Below are 22,016 nucleotides of genomic sequence, written 5' to 3'. Positions count from 1 at the left end.
TAATAGATTGGGTGAAAATTTTGATTGAAATTTGACCCACTTTTTTGATTAAAAATGACCCACCTGCAGATTGAAATTATAACATTAAATTTCGTTATTTTTATTCTCTAAATTTTGTTTCTTTTTACTTTTTGGCAATAAATCTTTCATTCTATAACTTGGACCATTTATTAAAAATGGATGTGAATGATGTAAAAGTCTATCTAGTATTGCTGTTGCTATCACATCATCATTAAATATCTGTCCCCATTCTTGAAATTCTTTATTTGATGTAATTATTGTTGAAGATTTTTCATATCTCTTTGAAATAAGTCTAAAAAAAAGTGATGCTACTTCTCTTGAAAGGTCTAAGTATCCAATTTCATCAATTATTAGTAACTCTATTCTACTCATACTTTCAAGATAATCTGTTATAGTATTAGAGTGATTTGCAGCTATTAGTTCATTGGTTAAATCTTCAGCACTTATAAATTTTACTCTTCTTCTTTGTTTGGTGGCTTCAAGTCCTAATGCAATTGAAAGATGAGTTTTTCCAACTCCTGGTGCTCCAACTAAAAGTACATTTGTAGCACTATCTAAAAAGCTTAGAGTTGCTAATTCTCTTATTAATTTTTCATCTATTTGTGGTTGAAAGCTAAAATCAAACTCATCTAAAGTTGCCATATATTTGAATCCTGCTTTTTTAATTCTAGCATTTACACTTCTATCAACTCTATCAACAATTTGTTGTTGCAATAGTTTATACAGATAATCTTGATATGATAGTTTTGCTTTAGCAGCATCGAGTGCTGCACTTTCATAATTATCTGCTACTGATGAAAGAGATAAAAGTTTGCAATAACTCTCTATATTTGCTTTTAGTGAACCATTTTCTAAATTAACTGGTCCAGAATTACGTAAGTTTGTTGTATTTTTAGTTCTCATAATTTGTAATCTCCTAAATCTCTTTTTATATTTGCTTGGGGTAATTTGATATTAAACAGATTTAACTGTTCATTTTTTGGCTTAGTTTGATGTGTAATTGTTCCTTTGATAAAGGAGAAGCTATAAATATTTAAACTAATTGCTTCTTCCATTGCCATAATACAATCAGCTTCATCATAGTATTCAAACAAGTTTGCTATTTTATAAAGGTGATAAGCTGGGCTAATTCTTTTTTGAACTTTGATATTTTCAATGAATTTATGAATATTTATGTAGTTAGCAAATCTTTTTATAAGTCTTGATATTGAAATGGCTATTGAATCAAACTGACTCTCTTTTCTATATCCAAAGAAATGCTCTTTATTAACAAGGACTTCACCTTTTTTAAGGCTAATTGTATGAGTTGCTATTAGTTTATTTTTACTTGAGTATATTTGCAAAGTTGTTCCATATAATACTCTTAACCACACCTCTTTACTTGCAAAGTAATGTGGAACTGAATATTTATTACCTTTGTAAGAGACTAAACATTCAGAATTTGCCTTTCTAAACTCTTCTTTAAATCCAACATATCGTTTTAATTCCCCAGTTATTGGATTTATTGGTAGTGGTTTTAAAAAACTTTGTTCCTCTTTTTCAAAGAGTATTTTTGAAATTTGTTTAGTTGTTCCATGAATTTCAAGATTATGCTCATCTTGGAATTGTTTTAATCGTTCTCTTAGATCTTCAAAGCTTTTAAACTCATTTCCAGATATAAAATGTGTTTCAAGATAACTAAAAGGTGATTCAACTTTACCTTTACTCCATGGATGTGATGGCATACTTCGTGTTGGTTTTATTCCATATAATCCACACAATGACAAGAATCTTGGATTCCAAATTAGATTATCTTTAGAAGCATTTGTTATAAATACTGTTGCATTATCAACTTGTATTCTCTCACAAACTCCACCAAAGAAGATAAAACTCTCTTCTAATGCTGTATATACATCACTTCCTGATACATTTAAACTTACATCATAAAATTTATATCTACTAAATCCTAAGATTGTTTGATGTATATTTATTTTTACAAGATTTTCCCCAATAGTAACTGTATATGGACTCCAATCATATTGCATCTGTTCAGCTGGTTTTGTTTCATATCTCATGTAAGCATGAGGTGAATTTTTACTTACATCGTTTGCTATTGGTTTTAAAATTTCTCTTATGTAAGCATATAAAGCATATTGACTTCCTCTATATCCTTTTGATTTTATATCTTTTAAAATTCTACTAGCTTTTAAATTTTTCTTTAAAAATGACTCTTTGATAAAATCAATAAATGGTTCAACTGCTTCATTTATCTTTTTCTCACCTCTGTTATATAAAGGTAATTCATCACTTGCTAATGCTTTTTTTACAGTATTTCTACTAATACCTAACATTAAAGCAATGGTTCTTGTCCCTAAGTTTGGATCTTTCTTTTTTAGATTACGAATAGTTACCCAATCCTCCATACTAATCATCTCCTTTTACCTTTCTTCATAATTATTATTTTTATGAGAAAAGAGTATGTTTTTTTAGTTTACAGGTGGGTCAAAAGTTTTCAAAATAGTGGGTCAATTTTCAGTCAAAAAATTCAAGATTGGGAGTTCTTTATCCCATATTCATATTTTATTTTAAAATAAAAAGTGGTTGGATTTAATTTTAATTTAGAGATAGTATGACTTAAATATCTAGCTAATATTAAAGTTCTTCTATATATCTCATTCCTATCTTGGATGGCTTTGAAGTTTCTACTTATACCAATACCTTTTCTATCATTATTGGGTACAACATTTTCATTATCAATGCCACAAATCTTATTATATAAATCTTTTCCAGTTTTTCCATATTCATTCAATAATGTAGGTCTATTTCTCAATTCACCTAATGTTTTGACTCGATAATCTTGTAGCTTTTTAGCAATTACTTTTCCAATACCAGGGAAGTCATTTATACTTATATCTTTTGTATATTCTAAAACTTTATCATTTGGAAGTGCAAATACTCCAAAAGGTTTGATTCTATCTGTTAATAGTTTTGCTATCCATTTACTTTTAGATGCACCAATAGTTATTGGTAAATTAAACTTTTTTAAAATATCATCTCTTAGTTCAGTTATGAATTCTAGGGTATCTTCATCTTTGATATAACCATCTAAATCACCAAACCATTCATCTATACTATATTGCTCAAGTAGTGGAATTTTTAACTCTAAATATGCTTTTAATTTTTGAGATAGTTCTTGATAAAAATAGTGGTCACTTGGTATTACAACTAAGTTTGGGCATAATGAGAAAGCCTCTTTTAATGATGCTCCTGTTTTTATCCCATAAGGTTTACACTCATAGCTTTTAGTAATTACAATACCTCTTACTCTTCCATCACTATCTAAAAATTCTTTTTTCCAAGCTTCTAATATGTTTTTTTCATCATAATTATTTTTAAATTCCAAAAGAGAATTAAAAGCTCCAGTATCACCTAATACCATTCCCTCTTTTTTATCATTTGAAAATATTTTATTATCACTACCTTTTGCAATCACGATATTTTTACCTTTTAAAAATGGGTATCTTGTTCGCTCCGCTGAAACGAAGTAGCAATCTAAGTCTAAATGTATTTTCATTCTTCTTCTTTTTATAAATTTATAGAAGAATTATAATTAGTTTTTTTTCTAACAATGAATTATCTTGCAAATTGAAAGATTTTTTAAGGTAGCTTATATCTTAAAACTTATTCGCCAACTAAAAATTTAAAATCATTTCACTAATTCCTCAAAAAGTGGAAACATAAAAGTGAAACAGGTGGAAACATTATTGTGAAATTTCTAACTTCTATTCAAGCTATCAATCAAAGTACTTCGTTTAATTCCAAATGTTCTACAAACAGCAGCTTTACTCATTCCATCTTCTAAAGCTTTTTTAATAGCTATCATTTTTTCATCATCAATAGCTCTTGGTCGTCCACCTCTAATACCTCTTAGTTTTGCAGATTCAAGTCCAGCTTTTACTCTTTCTTGAATTAAAGATCTTTCAAATTGAGCTAATGCTCCAAAGATATGAAAGAATAGTTCACCTGAAGCTGTTGTTGTATCCATACCTTCAGTAATAGATACAAAAGAAACATTTCTATTTTTTAGATTAGTAATAACATCAATTAAATGAGCTAAACTTCTTCCTAAACGATCTAGTTTCCAAACAACTAAAGTATCACCATCTTTTAAAAACTCTATTGCTTTATCAAGTCCAACTCTTTTATCTTTTGAACCAGATGTTTTATCAGAAAATATATTTCTTTCATCAAGACCATATTTAATTAATGCATCTTTTTGCAAATTTAGATTTTGATCATCAGTTGAAACTCTAACATAACCTATTAACATACGAAAAACCTCTTTGATATAGTTTTCGTATTGTATCACAATCCGATAGTATTTATCGCATATTATTTAGGTATTTTTTGGAAGTTTTTTTGATTTAGAGAAAAGGTGTCGGAAAACAGATGTTTAAAAATAATTTTCTAAAATTTAAATATTTTATTAATCTAATTAAAATAAATCTATGGTATCTTCTATTCTTAAATCTTTATAGTTAAACAAACTACTTCGACCTTTATTTTTTGCTTCATAAAGTGCTATATCTGCATTTTTAATTGTTTCACTAATATCTTTTTCATCACAAATTAAGTGTTTATCTATACCTATACAAATTGTTTTTTTTAGAATTTGATTAGTTTTCTCATCTACTATTATTTCTGTTTGTGCAAAATCTGCAATAATTTTATGTGCAATTGAATTAACTTCATATTCATATTCTGCACTAAATAGTGAAATTAAAAATTCATCACCAGTTAATCTTCCTATAATATCAAATTCTGAAATATTAGAATATATTACTTTCGCTAATTCAATTAATACAATATCTCCAATATCATGATTAAATTCATCTATAACAGCCTTGAAATGGTCAATTCCTACCATTAAAAAATATATTTGTGATTGTTTATTTCTTGTAAGAGATAAGTGTTTATTTAAATGTTCTACTAAATAACTTCTATTATATACATTTGTTACAGAATCAATTGATGAAGACTCAATATAATTTTTCTTTAAAATACCATTTTGAATAATTGGTGATATTAAATGAAAGGCTGCATCAATAATATAAAATTGATCTTGAATAATTTTATTATGCACCTTAGAAATAGCTCTAAATGAAACAGTTGCGTTTATACTTGTATCTGTATTAATTATAAAAAAATTTGAAAATTCATCATCTAAATAAAAATGTTCTCCTTCAATATAAATATCTTCTTTTTCATTTTTATTTATATTAAAAAGAGTAAAAACCATATTATCAATTTTAAATTCTCTATTTAACCAATAGTAAATATCATGTGCTATATGTTTAATATTTGTTGCATATTGTAATTGCTCATATAATTTAAATATTTTTACCAAACTTTCATATTTAGGTCCTTTAGAACCTGATTCTTCAATTATTTTTAAAACATTATTTTCCATATATCAACTTAATATTTATATTTAAAACTATGTAAACAATTTTGCTAACATGTTTTCTATAATCTTTTATTTTTAAATGTATTCATCTAAGCAAATAAATTCACACTTACACATTTCTCATACTAATTATGTCATTTTAGCTTTCTCCATAATTATTTTTATAAAAAATTATAAAAATAATTATTTCTAAAAACTAATCTTATATCCAACTCCATAAAAATTGTCTATATTTAAAGAAGGTAATCTTCTTTTAAGTCTAGATATTAAATTTTTTAGATTAGAAATATCTGGATTTTTAAGAGGTTCATCTTTCCATATATATTCTATTATTTCATTAATAGTATATACTTTATCAGTACATGTAAGAAGCAATTCTAACAATAAAAACTCTTTTTTTGTTAATTTAAAAATTTCATTTTTATAATAAATTTGTTTTAAAGTAGAATTCCAAAATAAATCTTCTGAAAGCTTAATAATTGAATTTTTTTCAATATTTATAAAATTCTCTTTTTCATAAATTTCTTTTGTAACTTTACAAAAAAGAGAGAGAAGTTCTTCTGATGAAAAAGTTTTTAAAACGTAATGATAAATATCAGTATTTATCAATTCCATAAGATATTTAGAATCATTATGAGCGCTTAGAACTATAATCTTTTGTTTACAATATTTATAAAATATCTCATGTATAAGCTCAATTCCATTCATTAAAGGCATATCTATATCAGTAATTATTAAGTCGTAATATTTTTTGTTTTTATCATAATATTCTGTATATTTTTTTAATCCATCTAAACCGTTTACAGCAATATCTACTTTATAAAATATATCATTTAATAAGAAACCTAATTGTTTTCTGACTTCTTCATCATCTTCAACAAATAATACAGAAATTTTTTTACCATATTTTTCTAAAATAGAATAATCCATAACTCATTTTCCTCTCATAAAAAATTTTTATATGCAGTTTTTCTTTACATTATTTAGATTACCAAAGATTCTTAAAGCATCCATTTCAACCTCTTTAGCTCTTTTATTTAGCTCTTCATTTTTCTCTTTATTTGAATTCGCATTTACTAATTCTTGTAGATTATGATGGAATTTATTATTTAATTCTTCTATATTTTTCATAATAGTCATATCAACTCTTTTCCCTGAATTAATATGTTTTTCACTCCATTGTTTTAATGTTTGATTTTCTTCAATTTTAAATGATTTATAATCTCCAAGTTTCCCATAAACTTTATCTTTTGTATTTAATAAGTCGACTTTTAACAATGCTGTATCATAAACTAAATCTACATCACAAACTTTATCTAAAGAGTCTTCTAAGAATGATGCTCTTGCAGCCGCAGTTACTAATGAGTTTGACATAGCTGAAATATTTGATGCCATTGTTGATATTTGATCAGCAACTTGTGCATTTTTTTGTGTTGCTTGGTCAAGCATATTTATTGCATCATTAATTTGAATAATACCTCTTTCTTGTTCTTTTGAAGCACTTGCTACTTTATCTATTGTTACAATTGTATTTGAGATATTTTCATTTAACTCTTTATAACCATTTATCATATTATCAGAGATATCTTTACCTTCTTTAGCTTTTTTACTTGCTAATTCAACGATATTTTTAATTTCTCTTGCAGCTTCTGCACTTCTATTTGCTAAGTTTCTTACCTCTTGAGCAACAACTGCAAATCCTTTTCCAGCTTCTCCAGCAGTTGCTGCTTCAACAGCTGCGTTTAAAGATAGAATATTTGTTTGGAATGCAATTTGGTCAATTACTTCAATTGCTTCATTGATTGAACTTACTTCTTTATTTATTTCATCCATTGAAGAAGCTGTCAAATTTGCTAATTCTTGTCCATTTTTAGCAGACTTAGTTACATTTTGTGCTAATTGAGCCATTTCAACTGTTGCTTGTGTATTTGCTTGAATTGTTGCTGTTATCTCTTCTAAAGCAGCAGCTGTCTCTTCTAATGAAGCAGCTTGTTGATTTGAAGAAGTTGAAAGATTATTTGAAGCACCAGAAAGTGTTTTTGTACTTTCATTTAAGGCATTTCCTGTGTTCATAACCATTGCTAAAATTTCAGAAGTATTATTTCCTACAAGTTTTATTCCTGAAGTTAATGAACCTAAGTTTCCATAAATTCCATCATCATTGATTACAAAATTATATTTTGATTCAGAGTAATATCTTAAAGCTTCATTTATTTTATTAACTGTTTCATTTGTTTTTAAAATCATTGAATTTAATTTATTTTTTAAATCTTCAACATGAGGATTAGAAGCTGTTCCATTTACTTTATAAACAAAGAAACCATTTGCTGTTTTTTCTAAAACATCACTTGCTTCTTCAATCACTTTTTCATCCTGTTTTAAACCATCTCTTACTTTATTCATATAAGAGTTAAATAGATTTGCAACTTCTCCAATTTCATCTTGTGAATCAATTTTTAATGTGATGTTAGTATCGTTTGAATTAAGTAAATTTTCAAATCCCTCTTTTAATTTTCCAATAGGATTTGTTGCTTTTTTTACTATAAATAAAATTAAGGCAATAGTTATAAGTGACAAAATAACTGAAATTATTGAGATTTCAGTTAATAAACTTTTTATTTTACTATCTGATTCTTCCAATGAGAAAGTTAAATCCATAACTCCTATTACATCACCTTCATTTTGATTTGCATGACACATTAAACACTCTTGTGTTGCAATCATTGGTTTCACCATTCTTAGATTATGACCATTTTCATCATCAGTTTGTAATAAAAGAGGTTTTTTAGATTCAAATGTTGCAAGAACTTTTTCATCAGTTGTATAAGGAACGTTTGAAGGATAAAGCTCCATTAAGGCTTTACTTTTTGCAACAGTTAGATTTTTTACACCATTTATTTGTCTAGCGTCTTCTTCTGCTTTTGCAATTTGAACTGGATCTCCTGTGTTCATTGCATTTCTAAGACTTTGAAACATTGCCGCATTTAACATCTCTAAGTTTTCTTTTGTTTTTACAATTAAATCTTCAGTTACTTTGGAAGTTGTTACAAATATAACTGTTAAGCTACTTAGTGACATAAGTAGAAATAACGCCACTATAATTTTATTGCTTATCTTTTTTGTTATTATTTCAAACATAATACTAGCCTTTTACTATTTTTCTAAAATACTTTTAACATCAATTATGATGCCAATACTACCATCTCCCCTAACAGTTGCACCTGCTACACTATCCACTTTTCTAAAATTTGTTTCAATCGCTTTTACTACAATTTGCTGTTGTTGCAAAAATTCATCAATAAATAAAGCTGCTTTTTGAATTCCTGATTTAACAATTATCAATATGCCATCTTCTAATATTTGATTTTTCGATTCTATATGAAAATGTTCATGCAATTTTATAATGGGAATAAACTCATCTCTTAACATTAATAAAGGAGTACTTCCATCTCCAACTAACTTAATCATTTCATTTGTTGGTTGTATTGATTCAACAATAGAAGATGTTGGCAAAATAAAGATATTATTTCCTATTTTTATATTTAAACCTTCTAAAATAGAGTGAGTTAAAGGAAGAGTCATAGTAAAAGAAAAACCATCTATTAATTCACTTTGGATTTCTATATTTCCATTAAGTCTTTCAATAATTTCTTTAATTTTTTCTATACCTTTTAATTGACTATCTTCTTGATTTTCTAAGATATAATCTTCAGTTATTTCTTCTTTATTTAAACCTTTTCCATCGTTTTCTATACTAAAAGAAATTTGACCGTTTAATTGTTGAGCTATGATTTTTATTGTTGATTCAATAGGTTTATTTTTATTAATTCTTTCTTGAGTTTCTTCAATTCCATATAAAACTGAGTTTGTGATTAAGGTTTTTATAGATGAATCCAATTGTTCTATTAGTGATTTATCAACTTTTGTATTTCCACCTAAAATCTCTAACTTTATAGATTTATTTTTAGGCATTAATTCTAAAATAATATCATTGTATATTCCATACATACTTTCAAATTTAATCATTCTTATATCTGTAGCATACTCTTGTAGTTCAACAATATGTCTTTGAAATATGTTTATTTTTTCAAGAAGATTCTTTTTTTCTTCACTATATGGCAAATTATCTATACTTTGGGACATCATAGAGTTTGTTATTACTAAATCACCTACTTTATTTAAAAGTTTTTCTAATTTTTGTAATTCAACTGTAACATTAGAATTAATCATCTATTTCCTTCTTTTACTTTTTTTTCTAGTTGTATTAATTTTATATTCTGCTTTTTTTAATTTTTCTATTAATTTAGAAGAGATTTTATACATATTCATAATTATCTCTTTTTTGTCATTTTCTAAATCTTTTTTTGTATTGTCATATCTATTTATCAAACTTAAATAATCTATTTTTTTCAAATATGGATAAAAATATGCAGTTTTTTCTTCTTCTATTATCCATTCACTTAAAAGGCAAATTACAACTAATTCCGGTATCCAAAAACTTCCATTTGGTAATAAAGTTTCTATTGTTTTTATCAAAGTATCATAATAAACCATAAGAGGTTCTTCTTTTTTTGCCAATATTTTCAAAGTAGCATTTTTATTAGCATTTTCTATCAAACTCCTAAGATACGTTGAGTTTATAACTGTATCTTGAAGTTCTCCCAATAACTCTTTTAATGCAGAGTATACAATGGTATTATCTTCTTCATTACCTAACTTAAAATAGTATCCATTATTATCTATTTGATGAAAATACTGTTCTAATGTAGTTCTTATGAACACTAAAAGAGCTTCAGTTTTTATATCTCTTAATAATTTAGGTTTTATTCTATTTGGACAAGTCATTTTCTAAAAATAATGAAAAAGCTTAAAAGCTTTCCCATTCATCCTCAGTATGTAATTCTTCTTTTTTAGCTGTTACAACTTTTTTTGTATCTACTGTAGGTTTTGAAAAATTTATTTTTTTATGAATAACTTGATTTGTTTTAATATCATAAGAAGAGTCATGTTTTACGTTTATAGCTTTAGCTTTTACAGTATCTTTCCCACTAAACTCTTTAGCATCAGCATTGCTCACAACTAATTTTGCTATTTCATCTGTTAATACTGCTACATCGTGTGTTTGTGATGCTACAGCTGCATTTTGTTGTGTTTGTTGATCTAATTGATTTACAGCATCATTGATTTGTTCTATACCACTTAATTGCTCTTTACTTGACATTTCTATATCTTGAATTAAATTTATTGTATTTGTGATATTTTGATTTAACTCTTTATAACCCTCTATCATATGACTTGCTATCTCTTTTCCATCATTTGCTTTTTTAGTTGCATTTTCTACTATAGTTTTTATCTCTTTAGCAGCTTCTGCACTTCGTGAAGCTAGATTTCTTACCTCTTGTGCAACTACAGCAAATCCTTTTCCAGCTTCTCCAGCAGTTGCTGCTTCAACTGCTGCATTTAAAGAAAGAATATTTGTTTGGAATGCTATTTGGTCAATTACAGTAATTGCTTCATTTATAGAATTAACTTGTATATTTATCTCTTCCATTGCAACAGTTGTTTGATTTGCTAATTTTTCACCATCATTTGCTGATTTTGTTACACTATTTGAATAACTTGCCATTTTTTGAATATTTTCAGTATTGTTTCTAATATTTGAAGTAATTTGTTCAAGCGCTGCTGCGGTTTCTTCAAGGCTTGCTGCTGCTTCATTTGAACTAATATTTAATCTATCAACATTTGCTAATAAAATATTTGAACTTTCATCTAATGTTAATCCATTTGATTTATTTTCTATTAGCATTTGTGTTATTGAATCACCTAAAGTATTTACACCATTTGCTAGTTTTAATAAATGTTCTTTTATATCTTTTGTTGGTATTTTTTTAAGATAATGATAATTTGAATACTCTTCTAAAATATTCAATACATTATCAATATTATTTTCAAGATTGTTTGCCATATTATTTAATACATCTTTTAATTGCATCAATGCTGGATTAGATACAGTAATATTTAATCTTTGACACAAATCTCCTTGCTCAAACTCTCCTAAAACAGTAATAGTTTCATCAATTAATCTTCTATCTTCTTCTATACCTTTTTTTGTTTTTTCTATATTTTGATTTACTACTTTTGCCATCTCTCCAAACTCATCATTTGAACTATCATTTAACATTGATACAGTTGATGATTCTCTATTCAAATATGAAAAAAATGATAATAAACCTTCTTTGAAGTTATTTAAAGACTTATTTATTGAATTAATAAGTACAAAACTCAATACTATCCCTATTACAAAACCTAAAAGTAAAATAACTATTGCTTCATACAAAGAGTTTTGTGATAAACTAACAATATCTTCCATATTTTGTTTTATAATTTCTTCTACTTTATTTATTTCTTCTTCTAGCTCTTTTTCCAAACTATATAGGTGTTCTTCATATTTTTCAATACTAGCTATCGTTTGTTCATTTCTATTTTCAATATTAATTAACTTTTTTGCTAAACTTTCACCCTCTTTAAACAAGCTTTCTACTTCTTTTTCAAACTTATCTAAAGTTTGCAATGTTTTAGCATCACTAAAAAGATTTTTTAAAGTTTTTATTTCACCTAATGCTTTATCTAAATACTTTTTTGCACTCTCAATTTTTTTTGGTTCATTCTCTATAATAGCATTTGATATTCCAATCTGCATATCTAGCACATATTTTTCAAATGAAGCAAAATGTATAATCTCAGGTACACTCTTTTTTTCAACATGTTCTGAATCATCTACTATTATTGTAAATGCTCTAATAGATATTATTGCATAGATTAAAAATAATGCTAATAACACACCTGATAAAACCAAAATCTTCTGTTTTACTGTTAATTTGTTCACAAACTTCCTCCTAAAATTTACATTAAAATCGATTTTATTTAACATTTTTTCCCTTTTTTTTAATTTATGTTCTTTTAGCTCTACTAATTAAAACAAGAAACTACCTATAACATCTCATCTACTATCATACAAATTATTTAATTATCTTATTTTTCATTTTATCCTACACACACATTCTTTTTAACAATATTCAAATAATCAAAAATATGCTGAGTTGTATTTTCAATATTTATCGCTAATTCATTTAAGTTTATAGAAGGTTTCTCTTTTACATCTTCGTTTATATATGTTTGTACTGAGATATGAATATTAGAATGATATTCTTTTAATTTTTGCCAATTTTGTGTTTTTGTATATTTTTCTCCACTTTTTTCAGATTCATCTATCCATTTTCCTAAAGCACAATCATGGTGTGAAACTACATTCCAAGTTTGATTTTTACCTAATTTAGCAAAATTTGTTTCTTTAAATCTTATATGGTCATTTTTTAACTTTGCTGTTTTAAAAACTAAATCAACATCACAAATATAATCTTTTGTTTGTTTTGAATATTGAGCTAAACTTGCTGCTTGTACTAATTTTGTAGACAATGTAGAAACTTCTTCGGATAAATTATTTATTTGATTTGCTTGCATTGCATTTTCTTGAGTTACTCTATCTAATTGATTTACTGCATCATTTATTTGATGAATCCCTACTTCCTGTTCTTTACTTGCATCTTTTATATTTGATATTAAAGATATAGTATCATCGATTTTTTTAGTTAACTCTTTATATCCATCTATCATAGTATTTGCAATTTCTTTTCCATCATTTGCTTTTCTTGTTGCATTTTCTACTATAGTTTTTATCTCTTTAGCCGCTTCTGCTGACCTTGAAGCAAGATTTCTTACTTCTTGTGCAACAACGGCAAATCCTTTTCCAGCTTCTCCAGCAGTTGCTGCTTCAACGGCTGCATTTAGACTTAGAATATTTGTTTGAAATGCAATTTGGTCAATTACAGTAATTGCTTCATTTATAGAATTAACTTGAATATTTATCTCTTCCATTGCAACAGTTGTTTGATTTGCTAGTTTTTCACCATCTGAAGCTGATTTATACACATTATTTGCTAATACATACATATTTTCTATACTTTGAGTGTTATTTGAAATAGTTGAAGATATTTCTTCAATAGATGCTGCTGTTTCTTCTAAAGAAACAGCTTGTTGATTTGCAGATTGAGATAAAGAAGAAGAAGCTTTTGATAATATGCTCGTATCTTCATTTAATTTTTCTCCACTACTCATAATCATAGCTAGTAATTCTGATACATTATTTCCAATTAGTCTTGCACTTGATTTTAGACTTCCATATGTACCTGTCATGTTGATTTTTTCATCAACTCTACTTTCAAAATGAGAAACACCGAAATCCAATAACACATCACTTACTGAAGAAATTTTCAACTGAAGATTTTTAGAAAGTAAATTTATCTTATTTTTTATGGATTCAATTTGTGGATCAGAAGATTTAGCTGTAATTTCATACATAAAAAATCCATTTTCAATATGCTCAATTATTTTCTCTATTTCAGATAAAACATTTTTATTTTCAGAATTTTTACTTTCTAAGCTAATTATTTTTTCTTTAAGTTCTACTATCTCTTTATCTTTTAATTTATTTTTAAACACTATTTTCCCCTTTTTTACTAATATCTATACTTTATGGTTCTATTTAATTTATCTGAAAACTCTATTTTGTTTTGTTTATTAATTTTTTTCTTAAAAAAAAGTTTAATAAACATATAAATAATTTTTCTTAACTCAATCATTTCCTATTTTTTACTCCCAAATTCTATAACATCTCTTAAATTTACAATTATTTTATTTAGTTCTTCAATATGTACTTGTAATTTCTTTATTTCACTATTCCTTGATCTAATATCATCTATATTTTCTTTATTTTTTTCTTCCAAAACTTTATTATTTGTTTGAAGTTTTCTAATTTCAATGGCAAAATCACTTAATTGTTTAGTAAATTTACTTCTATTTTTTTCTAAATTATCTTTTAAGGTTTTAATCTCTTCTTCATAATGAACTATTTGAGAATATTGTTTTGTAGTTCTTTTTTTCTCATTTTCTAAATCTAAAATTAAATTAGAATAATTCTTATTTTCTTCTTTTAATTTTGTTATTTCACCTAAAAGCTTTATTTCATTCTCTTTTGATAATTTTATGTGGTCAACAACTTTTTTTCTAAACTCTCTTTTGTTGTCTTCATCTTCAGTAATTAAAAATCTTATACCTATAAAACCAATAATTGACTCATTTTCATCAAAAATAGGAAGAATGGTTGCATTTACATAATAGGGTTCGCCATCTTTAGTTTTATTTTTTACTTTCCCTTTCCAAATATTTCCTTGACTTATTGTGTTCCATAGTTCTTTAAAAATCTCTTTTGGCATATCAGGATGTCTCACTATATTATGAGATTTTCCAATTAATTCTCCTTTGCTGTAACCAGAAATTTCACTGAAAATATCATTTATGTATAAAATTTTTCCTTTAGGATCTGTTTTTGAAACAATAGCTACTTTGTTTAATAATTCTAAATATTGATTTAACTCTTTTTCTTGTCTTGATGCTAGATGTTGATAATGTATTTCTTCAAAGATGTGTTCAATTCTTATGAATAAATTTGGAATACTAAAAGGTTTTACTAAATAATCATTAATTCCTAATTCCATAGCACCAAGTAATAAATCTGAATCAGTATAAGCACTAGTAAAAATAACTGGAATATTTATATTATCATTTCTTAAATACTTAACCATTTCTATTCCAGAAAGTTTTGGCATATTTACATCTGTTATAATAATATCAATTTCACTTTTATTTTTTTTGCACAAAGATAAACCTTCTTCACCATCCTTTGCAACAAAAACTTTTTTAAATTTATTATTTAGTAAAATAGACATAGCTTCTCTAGTTGTTTTAGAATCTTCAACATACAGAACTGACAATGTAGATACAATATTTCCATCAAGTAGCATCAAAAATCCCTTTTTACTGATTTTTAAATTATTAATTAATAATTATTTGTGTGAAGGTATTCTAGTAAAAAAAAGTATTAAAATAGTATCATTTTGATAAAATTTTTAAATTCTTAAAATTAATAATTTAACTTAAAGAGTAATTTTTTCAGATATTTTTGTATGTAAATCTATCATTTCAGAAGAATTTGAAATAAAGGTAAACGATATGTTTTTATTCATACTATTTTTTTGTAAAATTTTAATAATTTCACAATTTTTAAAATGTGGCATGTAAAAATCATAAATAATAATCTCTATACTGTTTTTTATAACTAATAATAAAGCTTCTCTCATATTTTGAGCTTGAAATATTTTAATATTCTTATTATTTAAAAACTTTTTTATTTTATTAATATATGATTTATCTGGATTTATTATTAAAATATTAATATACTTCATTTCAAAACTCTTTTTTTATCTATTCTTTTGAATTTTTATCTTCTAAAACTTTAGAAATAACTTCTTTTCCATATTTTTCAACTATCAAATTGTAAGCTTCATAAGGTTCTACTCCTTGAGATAATAATGCATCAAAAACATCAATTAAATCATCTTCACTCTTTATGATAAAACAACTATTTTCTAAACAAAAATGTTTTAGCATAAAAAATCTTAATTATTTTTAGATAATCTATCTTTTAATATATCGATAGAATGAATTAAAGATGGAACATCTAAACCATATTTTTCTGCTTTTTCTATACCCTTTTTGATACTTTCTTCACTAAATGTGCTACAAATATTACAGATAGTTTTTACAACATCTAAGATTTGAGCTTTTTTCTTATATTCTTCTTCACATTCATCTATATCATCTGCAAACTCAATCATCTTAATCAAATTTTCACTTAATTTCCAATATCTAAAAATTTGTGCGGTTATTCTTGAAGTGGTTATTCCGATCAGCTCTTTTTCAACATTAACAACATTTGTTCCTATTTGTAATCTTTTTGTAAATTCTTTAGTTAAATCTCTATTTACAATTATTTCTGCAAGTATAAATTTCCCAGATTCTTGAAGTAAAACTCCTAATAGAATTTCATCTTTTAATACTCTATCACTATTTGGAAGCCAAAGATTTACTAAACTTAAAGATAAGTTTGAAGCTTTCATAAATTCTTTACACCCCACACCATAAGGTAACAAATCTGATGTCAAGATACTTTTTATTGTTTCTTGCATTGAAACATAAATAGTAAAATTCATACCTAAAAGATTGATTATTCTTCCAACTGTTTCTATCTTAGACCTAAATCCAAATAAAGAAGAATTTGCTACTTTAAGGAGCGTTGTAACACAAAGAGCATCTTTTTCTATGATTTTTATTAAATCATCAACCTCTTTATCTGCTCTTTTTCTAAACTCTTCAATGTCAATAATTGTTTGTGGTAATGGAGGTAATGATTCAATTTTTTTTAGTATATTTTCAAACATATTTATCTTCTCAAACTCTTTGATTTTACTTCTTCTTTTCCAATAAACTCTTTTGCATTTGCATTACTTACAACAAGTTTTGCTATTTCATCAGTTAATATTGCAACATTATGTGTTTCAGAAGAAACAACTGCATTATTTTTTGTTTGTTGATCTAGTTGATTTACAGCATTATTTATTTGTTCAATTCCAAAAAGTTGTTCTTTACTTGACTTTTCTATATCTGATATTAGATTTATAGTTTGTTGAATATTTTCATTTAACTGTCTATATCCACTTATCATATTATTGGCTATTTCTTTACCATAATTTGCTTTTTTTGTTGCATTTTCAACTATATTCTTTATCTCTTTAGCTGCTTCTGCACTTCGTGAAGCTAAATTTCTCACTTCTTGAGCAACAACAGCAAATCCTCGTCCTGCTTCACCAGCTGTTGCTGCTTCTACTGCAGCATTTAAAGAAAGAATATTTGTTTGAAATGCAATTTGGTCAATTACTGAAATAGATTCATTTATAAGTTCTACTTGATTATTTATTTCATCCATAGCAACAGTTGTTTCATTTGCTAATTTTTCTCCAGAAGTTGCAGCAGATGTGACTTCACTAGATAAAATTGCCATTTTTGCCACATTTTCAGTGTTGTTCCTAATATTTGAAGTCATCTCTTCTAAAGCTACTACAGTATGTTCTAAATTTGAAGCCGCCTCATTTGAACTTATATTTAATTTATCTACATTTTCTAATAAAATATTTGAACTTTCATCTAATGCAAGTCCATTTGCTTTATTTTCAACTAATATTTCTGTAAATGCTTCTTGAAGTAAATTTAAACCACTAAAAATTGTTTTAAAATCTTTTACAACTATCGTTTCATCTAATTTTTTTCTATAATCTGCATTTTTATATTCATTTAAAATTCCAGACACCATACTAAAAGTTTTATCTAAATTTATTATTAATTCATTAATAGATTTTGCAATATAATTTAATTGTTGATTTGAAGTATTAAGATGATATATTTTATCTCCTAAATCACCTGTTGCAACTTTTTCAGCTACTAAAAGTAATTCTCCATAAATTAAAAGTTCTTCATCTTGTTTTTTATTTATTTTTTCAAAAATAGATTCAAATCTTTCTTTTATATTTTTATCCATTTTATATTTTGAATAATCAAGTTTTGGAAGGTAATTTATTTTGTTCTCAAAATAAGATTCTAAAATATTTAGAATTTCTAAAATATTATTGTTTTTCTTAATAAAAAACATTTTTACCTACTTTAGTGTTGCATAAAGTTTTGTAGCTTCTGCAACTTCTTGTTCTGTAGGTTTAATTCTAACTGAGATATATCTAAGTTCACCTTTTGGATTTTTAGAAGGATATGCAGTTGCATTTACCCAATAATATCCTCCAGATTTAGTTCTATTTTTAACTATACCTTTCCAAATTTTTCCCGCTTGTATAGTTTTCCATAAATCTTCAAAAGCAATTTTTGGCATATCTGCATCTCTTACTATATTATGCGGTTTTCCAATTAATTCTTCTAAATTATAACCAGCAATTTTGCAAAAATCTTTATTTGCAAAAATAATGTTACCTTTTGCATCTGTTTCACTTACAATTATTGTATTTTCTGGTATTTTTATTTCAATACTCACGTTAGCCTCTTTAAAAAAAATTAATAATTTTAAATCAAAAACTATTATTTACGTGGCTAGTATAATAGAACAAAGTATAAAAGTAGTATCATTTATATATTTTTAATAAAAAATCTTAAAATATACAAATAATAATTTCAAAAGGAGAAAAAAAGGAATAATAGAATAACTTAAATTACTACTTTAATTATCTTTTAAGGCTTAATTAAAAAAAAAGGGGTCTGAATTATTCTCTTTTCTTATAGCTAACTAAGTAATCATCAACAATTTTTAACTTCAAATTTTTACTCAAACCTCTATGTATTTTGATTAATATTTTCAATGGAGAAAATACTCCTCCTTCAATTAAATTTGTTGTATTTGTAAGATTTAATTTCTTATGATTTTTATAGGTAAAAAGATATGGTAAATTATTTCTAATACTACGATAAGCAGCTACAAGTTTTTTATGAGTATATGAACTTTTTTGACTATCAGGATGAAGTGTAATCTCATTGAGGAAATCTTTATATTTGATATTCCAAATATCTAATGCTTTTGTAAATCTTGTTTCATCACTATATTTTAATCTTGTCATGATTTTCTTTAGATCTTGAGATGCTTCTAACTTTGGATGTAATGTTATATATCTTTGTATAATTCTTTTTTGATGAAAGTGGCACATTTGTATAGGATAATCTTTAAATAAGTTAGATACACCTCTTTTACCATCTATTGTTACAGATAGAATTATATATCCCAGTTCAAGTAATTCTGTTAATAAATATTTATAATCATCTACTCTTTCTGTTTGTATATGTTTCCAAATTAAGATTTCGTGTGTAAGGCTATCCATAAAAACTAAAGTACCTAACTTATCTTTTCTCTTCCCATAGAAGGTTGCATCACAAATTAAGTTTACTGGTCTTGGATTATGAATTTTTATTTGTGGTTCAAATTCTTTAATTTTATAGTGAACCCATTGGATAGATTTATTATATTTATCTGCTAAGTTTTGTAAAGTTTGTCTATGATAAACATATTCTTTAAAAAGAGAATTTTCTAGTCTTTCTGGTCTTCTTTTAGATTGAAATTTTTTACCACAATTATTACATTGATAACGTTGAATTTCATTTCTTTTACCAATCTTTTTTGTGTTTTTAGATAAACATTTTGGGCATACTTTAGTGTTTTTTTACAGACATCTGATGTAATCCCGCAGGTACGAGGACAAAATAATCCTTTTTAACTAACGATAGTACCGAAGTTTACTTAACTTTTCAGACCCCATTTTTTTTAATTAAGCCGCTTTTTTCTAACAATCAATTCTCCATTTGAAGCTAGTTTATCATGGTCACTTCCAATTAATCTTTTAATAGTTGATTTTGGTGTTCCATAAGCTAAAAGTAAATCAAAAATGAAAGTTTCTTTGTTGAAGTTTGATACTAGAGTGTTTAAACTATTTTCTATTTCTATTATTGTCATTAAATATATGCCTTGAAAATTGTATGTATTAAATTATTATTTATTTTAGCTAAATATATATAAGAAAATTAAAAAGATATTAAGAAAAAGTATTGTGATTAATTGATTTTATATTGGAGCGGGAGACGAGACTCGAACTCGCGACAGTCTGCTTGGAAGGCAGAAGCTCTAGCCAACTGAGCTACTCCCGCTCAAAGTGGTACTCCCAGTACGATTCGAACGTACGGCCTACGCCTTAGAAGGGCGTTGCTCTATCCAGCTGAGCTATGGAAGCAATAAATAATAAGGTTAAAAAAAACCTTACACAAAAAGTTAATTACTTCTTATATAAGGCTTCTATAATGGAGCGGGAGACGAGACTCGAACTCGCGACAGTCTGCTTGGAAGGCAGAAGCTCTAGCCAACTGAGCTACTCCCGCTTAATTGGAATGTGATTATATATAAAAAAAACTTAAAATTAGTTAAATTGATTTTAAAAATTTTAATAACTCTGGATTTAGACCCGAGGAAGTGGGAGAAAACTTGGCTTTTTTAAAACCAAGTTTTTTGACAGAATAACCCTTAGAATGAGCCGTCGTCATTTAAACTAATATTTTTTCATGCTCATACTAGCGAGGTTTCATAGTGGGTAATGCGATACCATATATTTTACATATCCAATTACTATAAGTTATATCAATGAGTATTAAATCAAAGTAAGTTTAATAGTTAGACTTAGCAAAAATGCCCCAAACTTGTTTGAGAATCTAGTATCAATCACTACGCCATACCTGCATGTAGTCCACTTCTTGCTTTAAAGGGAGTTCTGTCCCTAGTCATTTGTTTCCAAATTCCTGCACACACCGTAGTGTCTCTTTTTTATTTGTTCACCAAACGGCGTTATTTTGGGATACTATATAACTAGAATAAGCCCCAAAGATGGCTACTTCACCAGACACAAGAGATTATGCCTATCAAAATATATGGACAATATTTTATTCTCAACAATTAAGTTGCTTTATAATTTGAAAAAAATATTGATATTATGGTAGTTTTTTGTTATAATTGCAGTCTATTATTTAATAGCTCGGTCGGTCGCCAAACTCACTCGGGCTATTATTTATCTCCTTTTTTCAAACATAAAAATATTCTCCATGCAATAAAGTAGCTTTTTACGTTTAAAATTAAAATAATATGATTAGTAAGAAAAATTAGATTGTAGATTTGGTAGGTGTACAATCTAATAATAAATACTTAGAGCTTGATAGTTTATCGAGAGGATAAACATCAAGCAAGATTGTACGCCTACCAAGCTCTAAATATTTATAAAGCTAGTATATATGTTTTTTATAAGATTGTAAATAAAAGAATTTTTATTGAAAAAAGATATATTTTGAATAAATTTGAAAAAGAAAGAAACAATATGAAATATATACTCTGTAGTAATTAATAAATATGCTTAATAAAATTAATTAGTAGTAAAAATTCATTTGATTTTAAAGCTTTGATTCTGTAGTAAAAATGTAGTAAAAAAAGTTTTTTTGATTTTTTTGAGAAAAATAAAAAGTAGCTCAAAAACCCTTTTTATAGGTGGTGCGGATGAAGAGACTCGAACTCTTACACCGTGAGGCACCAGATCCTAAGTCTGGCGTGTCTACCAATTTCACCACATCCGCATAATTTTTCTAAAAAAAGATTTAGATAGTAATTCTAAACCAAAAAGTGGTACTCCCAGTACGATTCGAACGTACGGCCTACGCCTTAGAAGGGCGTTGCTCTATCCAGCTGAGCTATGGAAGCAATAAAAATAAAATGGGGTAGGTAATGGGGCTCGAACCCACGACCCTCGGAACCACAACCCGATGCTCTAACCGACTGAGCTATACCTACCACAAGATTTAAATAATTAAATGGTCGGGGCGAGAGGATTCGAACCTCCGGCCCCCTGGTCCCAAACCAGGTGCGCTAACCAGACTGCGCTACGCCCCGACAAAAAAGTTTGAAGTTTCACAAAAAGTGGACGGAATTATATTAAATATATTTAACTTTGTCAAG

17 protein-coding genes, 7 tRNA genes and 3 pseudogenes are annotated in these 22,016 nt (G+C 26.4%); all 27 read right to left on the bottom strand.

Going from position 1 to position 22,016, the window contains the following annotated elements:
• Positions 1-84 precede the first annotated feature (84 nt).
• The 27 genes and pseudogenes from istB to AELL_RS01265 all read right to left on the bottom strand — a co-directional run bounded on the left by istB (position 85) and on the right by AELL_RS01265 (position 21,950).
• Positions 85-924: an IS21-like element helper ATPase IstB gene (istB, locus tag AELL_RS01390; protein ID WP_080950537.1), complete on the bottom strand. Its 840-nt coding sequence runs from the start codon at positions 922-924 to the stop codon at positions 85-87.
• On the bottom strand, positions 921-2,423 hold the full coding sequence (istA, locus tag AELL_RS01385) for an IS21 family transposase (protein ID WP_192941207.1): 1,503 nt from the start codon (positions 2,421-2,423) through the stop codon (positions 921-923). The genes istB and istA overlap by 4 nt, the downstream gene beginning before the upstream one ends.
• A 122-nt stretch (positions 2,424-2,545) precedes the next feature.
• A complete protein-coding gene (locus AELL_RS01380; protein ID WP_118916219.1) occupies positions 2,546-3,574 on the bottom strand; it encodes a Y-family DNA polymerase in 1,029 nt (342 codons plus the stop codon).
• 201 nt (positions 3,575-3,775) lie between these two features.
• Positions 3,776-4,330 carry a recombinase family protein gene (locus AELL_RS01375; protein ID WP_118916218.1) on the bottom strand — a complete coding sequence of 185 codons (555 nt, stop codon included), beginning with the start codon at positions 4,328-4,330 and terminating at the stop codon, positions 3,776-3,778.
• A gap of 165 nt (positions 4,331-4,495) precedes the next feature.
• A complete protein-coding gene (locus AELL_RS01370) occupies positions 4,496-5,470 on the bottom strand; it encodes a GGDEF domain-containing protein (RefSeq protein ID WP_118916217.1) in 975 nt (324 codons plus the stop codon).
• Positions 5,471-5,656: 186 nt separating this feature from the next.
• Positions 5,657-6,397 (bottom strand): response regulator transcription factor, encoded by a 741-nt coding sequence (locus tag AELL_RS01365; protein WP_118916216.1) that lies wholly within the window; start codon positions 6,395-6,397, stop codon positions 5,657-5,659.
• Between the two features lie 27 nt (positions 6,398-6,424).
• On the bottom strand, positions 6,425-8,605 hold the full coding sequence (locus AELL_RS01360) for a methyl-accepting chemotaxis protein (protein ID WP_118916215.1): 2,181 nt from the start codon (positions 8,603-8,605) through the stop codon (positions 6,425-6,427).
• 15 nt (positions 8,606-8,620) lie between these two features.
• Complete coding sequence (locus AELL_RS01355) at positions 8,621-9,697, bottom strand: chemotaxis protein CheA (RefSeq protein ID WP_118916214.1); 1,077 nt, start codon at positions 9,695-9,697, stop codon at positions 8,621-8,623.
• On the bottom strand, positions 9,698-10,312 hold the full coding sequence (locus AELL_RS01350; RefSeq protein ID WP_118916213.1) for a hypothetical protein: 615 nt from the start codon (positions 10,310-10,312) through the stop codon (positions 9,698-9,700).
• Between the two features lie 22 nt (positions 10,313-10,334).
• A pseudogene (locus tag AELL_RS14440) lies at positions 10,335-11,315 on the bottom strand (methyl-accepting chemotaxis protein); the annotation flags it as partial.
• Positions 11,316-12,511: 1,196 nt separating this feature from the next.
• The gene (locus AELL_RS14435) at positions 12,512-12,988 is read right to left on the bottom strand and encodes a CZB domain-containing protein (protein ID WP_429698180.1); all 477 of its coding nucleotides are present in this window, start codon (positions 12,986-12,988) and stop codon (positions 12,512-12,514) included.
• Positions 12,979-13,567 (bottom strand): annotated as a pseudogene (locus AELL_RS14430) (methyl-accepting chemotaxis protein); the annotation flags it as partial. The gene AELL_RS14435 and the pseudogene AELL_RS14430, both read right to left, overlap by 10 nt.
• Positions 13,568-14,169: 602 nt before the next feature.
• Positions 14,170-15,387, bottom strand: a complete 1,218-nt coding sequence (locus tag AELL_RS01335) for a hybrid sensor histidine kinase/response regulator (RefSeq protein ID WP_118916211.1) — start codon at positions 15,385-15,387, stop codon at positions 14,170-14,172.
• Between the two features lie 132 nt (positions 15,388-15,519).
• The gene (locus AELL_RS01330; protein ID WP_118916210.1) at positions 15,520-15,828 is read right to left on the bottom strand and encodes a response regulator; all 309 of its coding nucleotides are present in this window, start codon (positions 15,826-15,828) and stop codon (positions 15,520-15,522) included.
• Positions 15,829-15,847: 19 nt separating this feature from the next.
• On the bottom strand, positions 15,848-16,033 hold the full coding sequence (locus tag AELL_RS01325; protein WP_118916209.1) for a hypothetical protein: 186 nt from the start codon (positions 16,031-16,033) through the stop codon (positions 15,848-15,850).
• 8 nt (positions 16,034-16,041) lie between these two features.
• The gene (locus AELL_RS01320; RefSeq protein ID WP_118916208.1) at positions 16,042-16,863 is read right to left on the bottom strand and encodes an HDOD domain-containing protein; all 822 of its coding nucleotides are present in this window, start codon (positions 16,861-16,863) and stop codon (positions 16,042-16,044) included.
• 2 nt (positions 16,864-16,865) lie between these two features.
• Positions 16,866-18,128 carry a methyl-accepting chemotaxis protein gene (locus AELL_RS01315; RefSeq protein ID WP_118916207.1) on the bottom strand — a complete coding sequence of 421 codons (1,263 nt, stop codon included), beginning with the start codon at positions 18,126-18,128 and terminating at the stop codon, positions 16,866-16,868.
• Between the two features lie 6 nt (positions 18,129-18,134).
• On the bottom strand, positions 18,135-18,518 hold the full coding sequence (locus AELL_RS01310; protein WP_118916206.1) for a PAS domain-containing protein: 384 nt from the start codon (positions 18,516-18,518) through the stop codon (positions 18,135-18,137).
• A 226-nt stretch (positions 18,519-18,744) separates the two neighbouring features.
• Positions 18,745-19,665, bottom strand: a pseudogene (locus AELL_RS01305) (IS256 family transposase, variant Zn-binding type); the annotation flags it as partial.
• A gap of 128 nt (positions 19,666-19,793) precedes the next feature.
• A complete protein-coding gene (locus AELL_RS01300; RefSeq protein WP_118916204.1) occupies positions 19,794-19,982 on the bottom strand; it encodes a hypothetical protein in 189 nt (62 codons plus the stop codon).
• 114 nt (positions 19,983-20,096) lie between these two features.
• Positions 20,097-20,173 (bottom strand) — tRNA-Gly (locus AELL_RS01295).
• 6 nt (positions 20,174-20,179) lie between these two features.
• Positions 20,180-20,256 (bottom strand) — tRNA-Arg (locus AELL_RS01290).
• A 68-nt stretch (positions 20,257-20,324) separates the two neighbouring features.
• Positions 20,325-20,401: transfer RNA gene (locus AELL_RS01285), tRNA-Gly, on the bottom strand.
• 1,151 nt (positions 20,402-21,552) lie between these two features.
• Positions 21,553-21,637, bottom strand: a tRNA-Leu gene (locus tag AELL_RS01280).
• Between the two features lie 47 nt (positions 21,638-21,684).
• Positions 21,685-21,761, bottom strand: a tRNA-Arg gene (locus tag AELL_RS01275).
• Positions 21,762-21,774: 13 nt separating this feature from the next.
• Positions 21,775-21,851 (bottom strand) — tRNA-His (locus AELL_RS01270).
• Between the two features lie 21 nt (positions 21,852-21,872).
• Positions 21,873-21,950, bottom strand: a tRNA-Pro gene (locus AELL_RS01265).
• Positions 21,951-22,016 lie beyond the last annotated feature (66 nt).

The organism is Arcobacter ellisii (assembly GCF_003544915.1).
Lineage (GTDB): Bacteria > Campylobacterota > Campylobacteria > Campylobacterales > Arcobacteraceae > Aliarcobacter > Aliarcobacter ellisii.
This window is presented reverse-complemented; position numbering and strand designations above follow the sequence as displayed.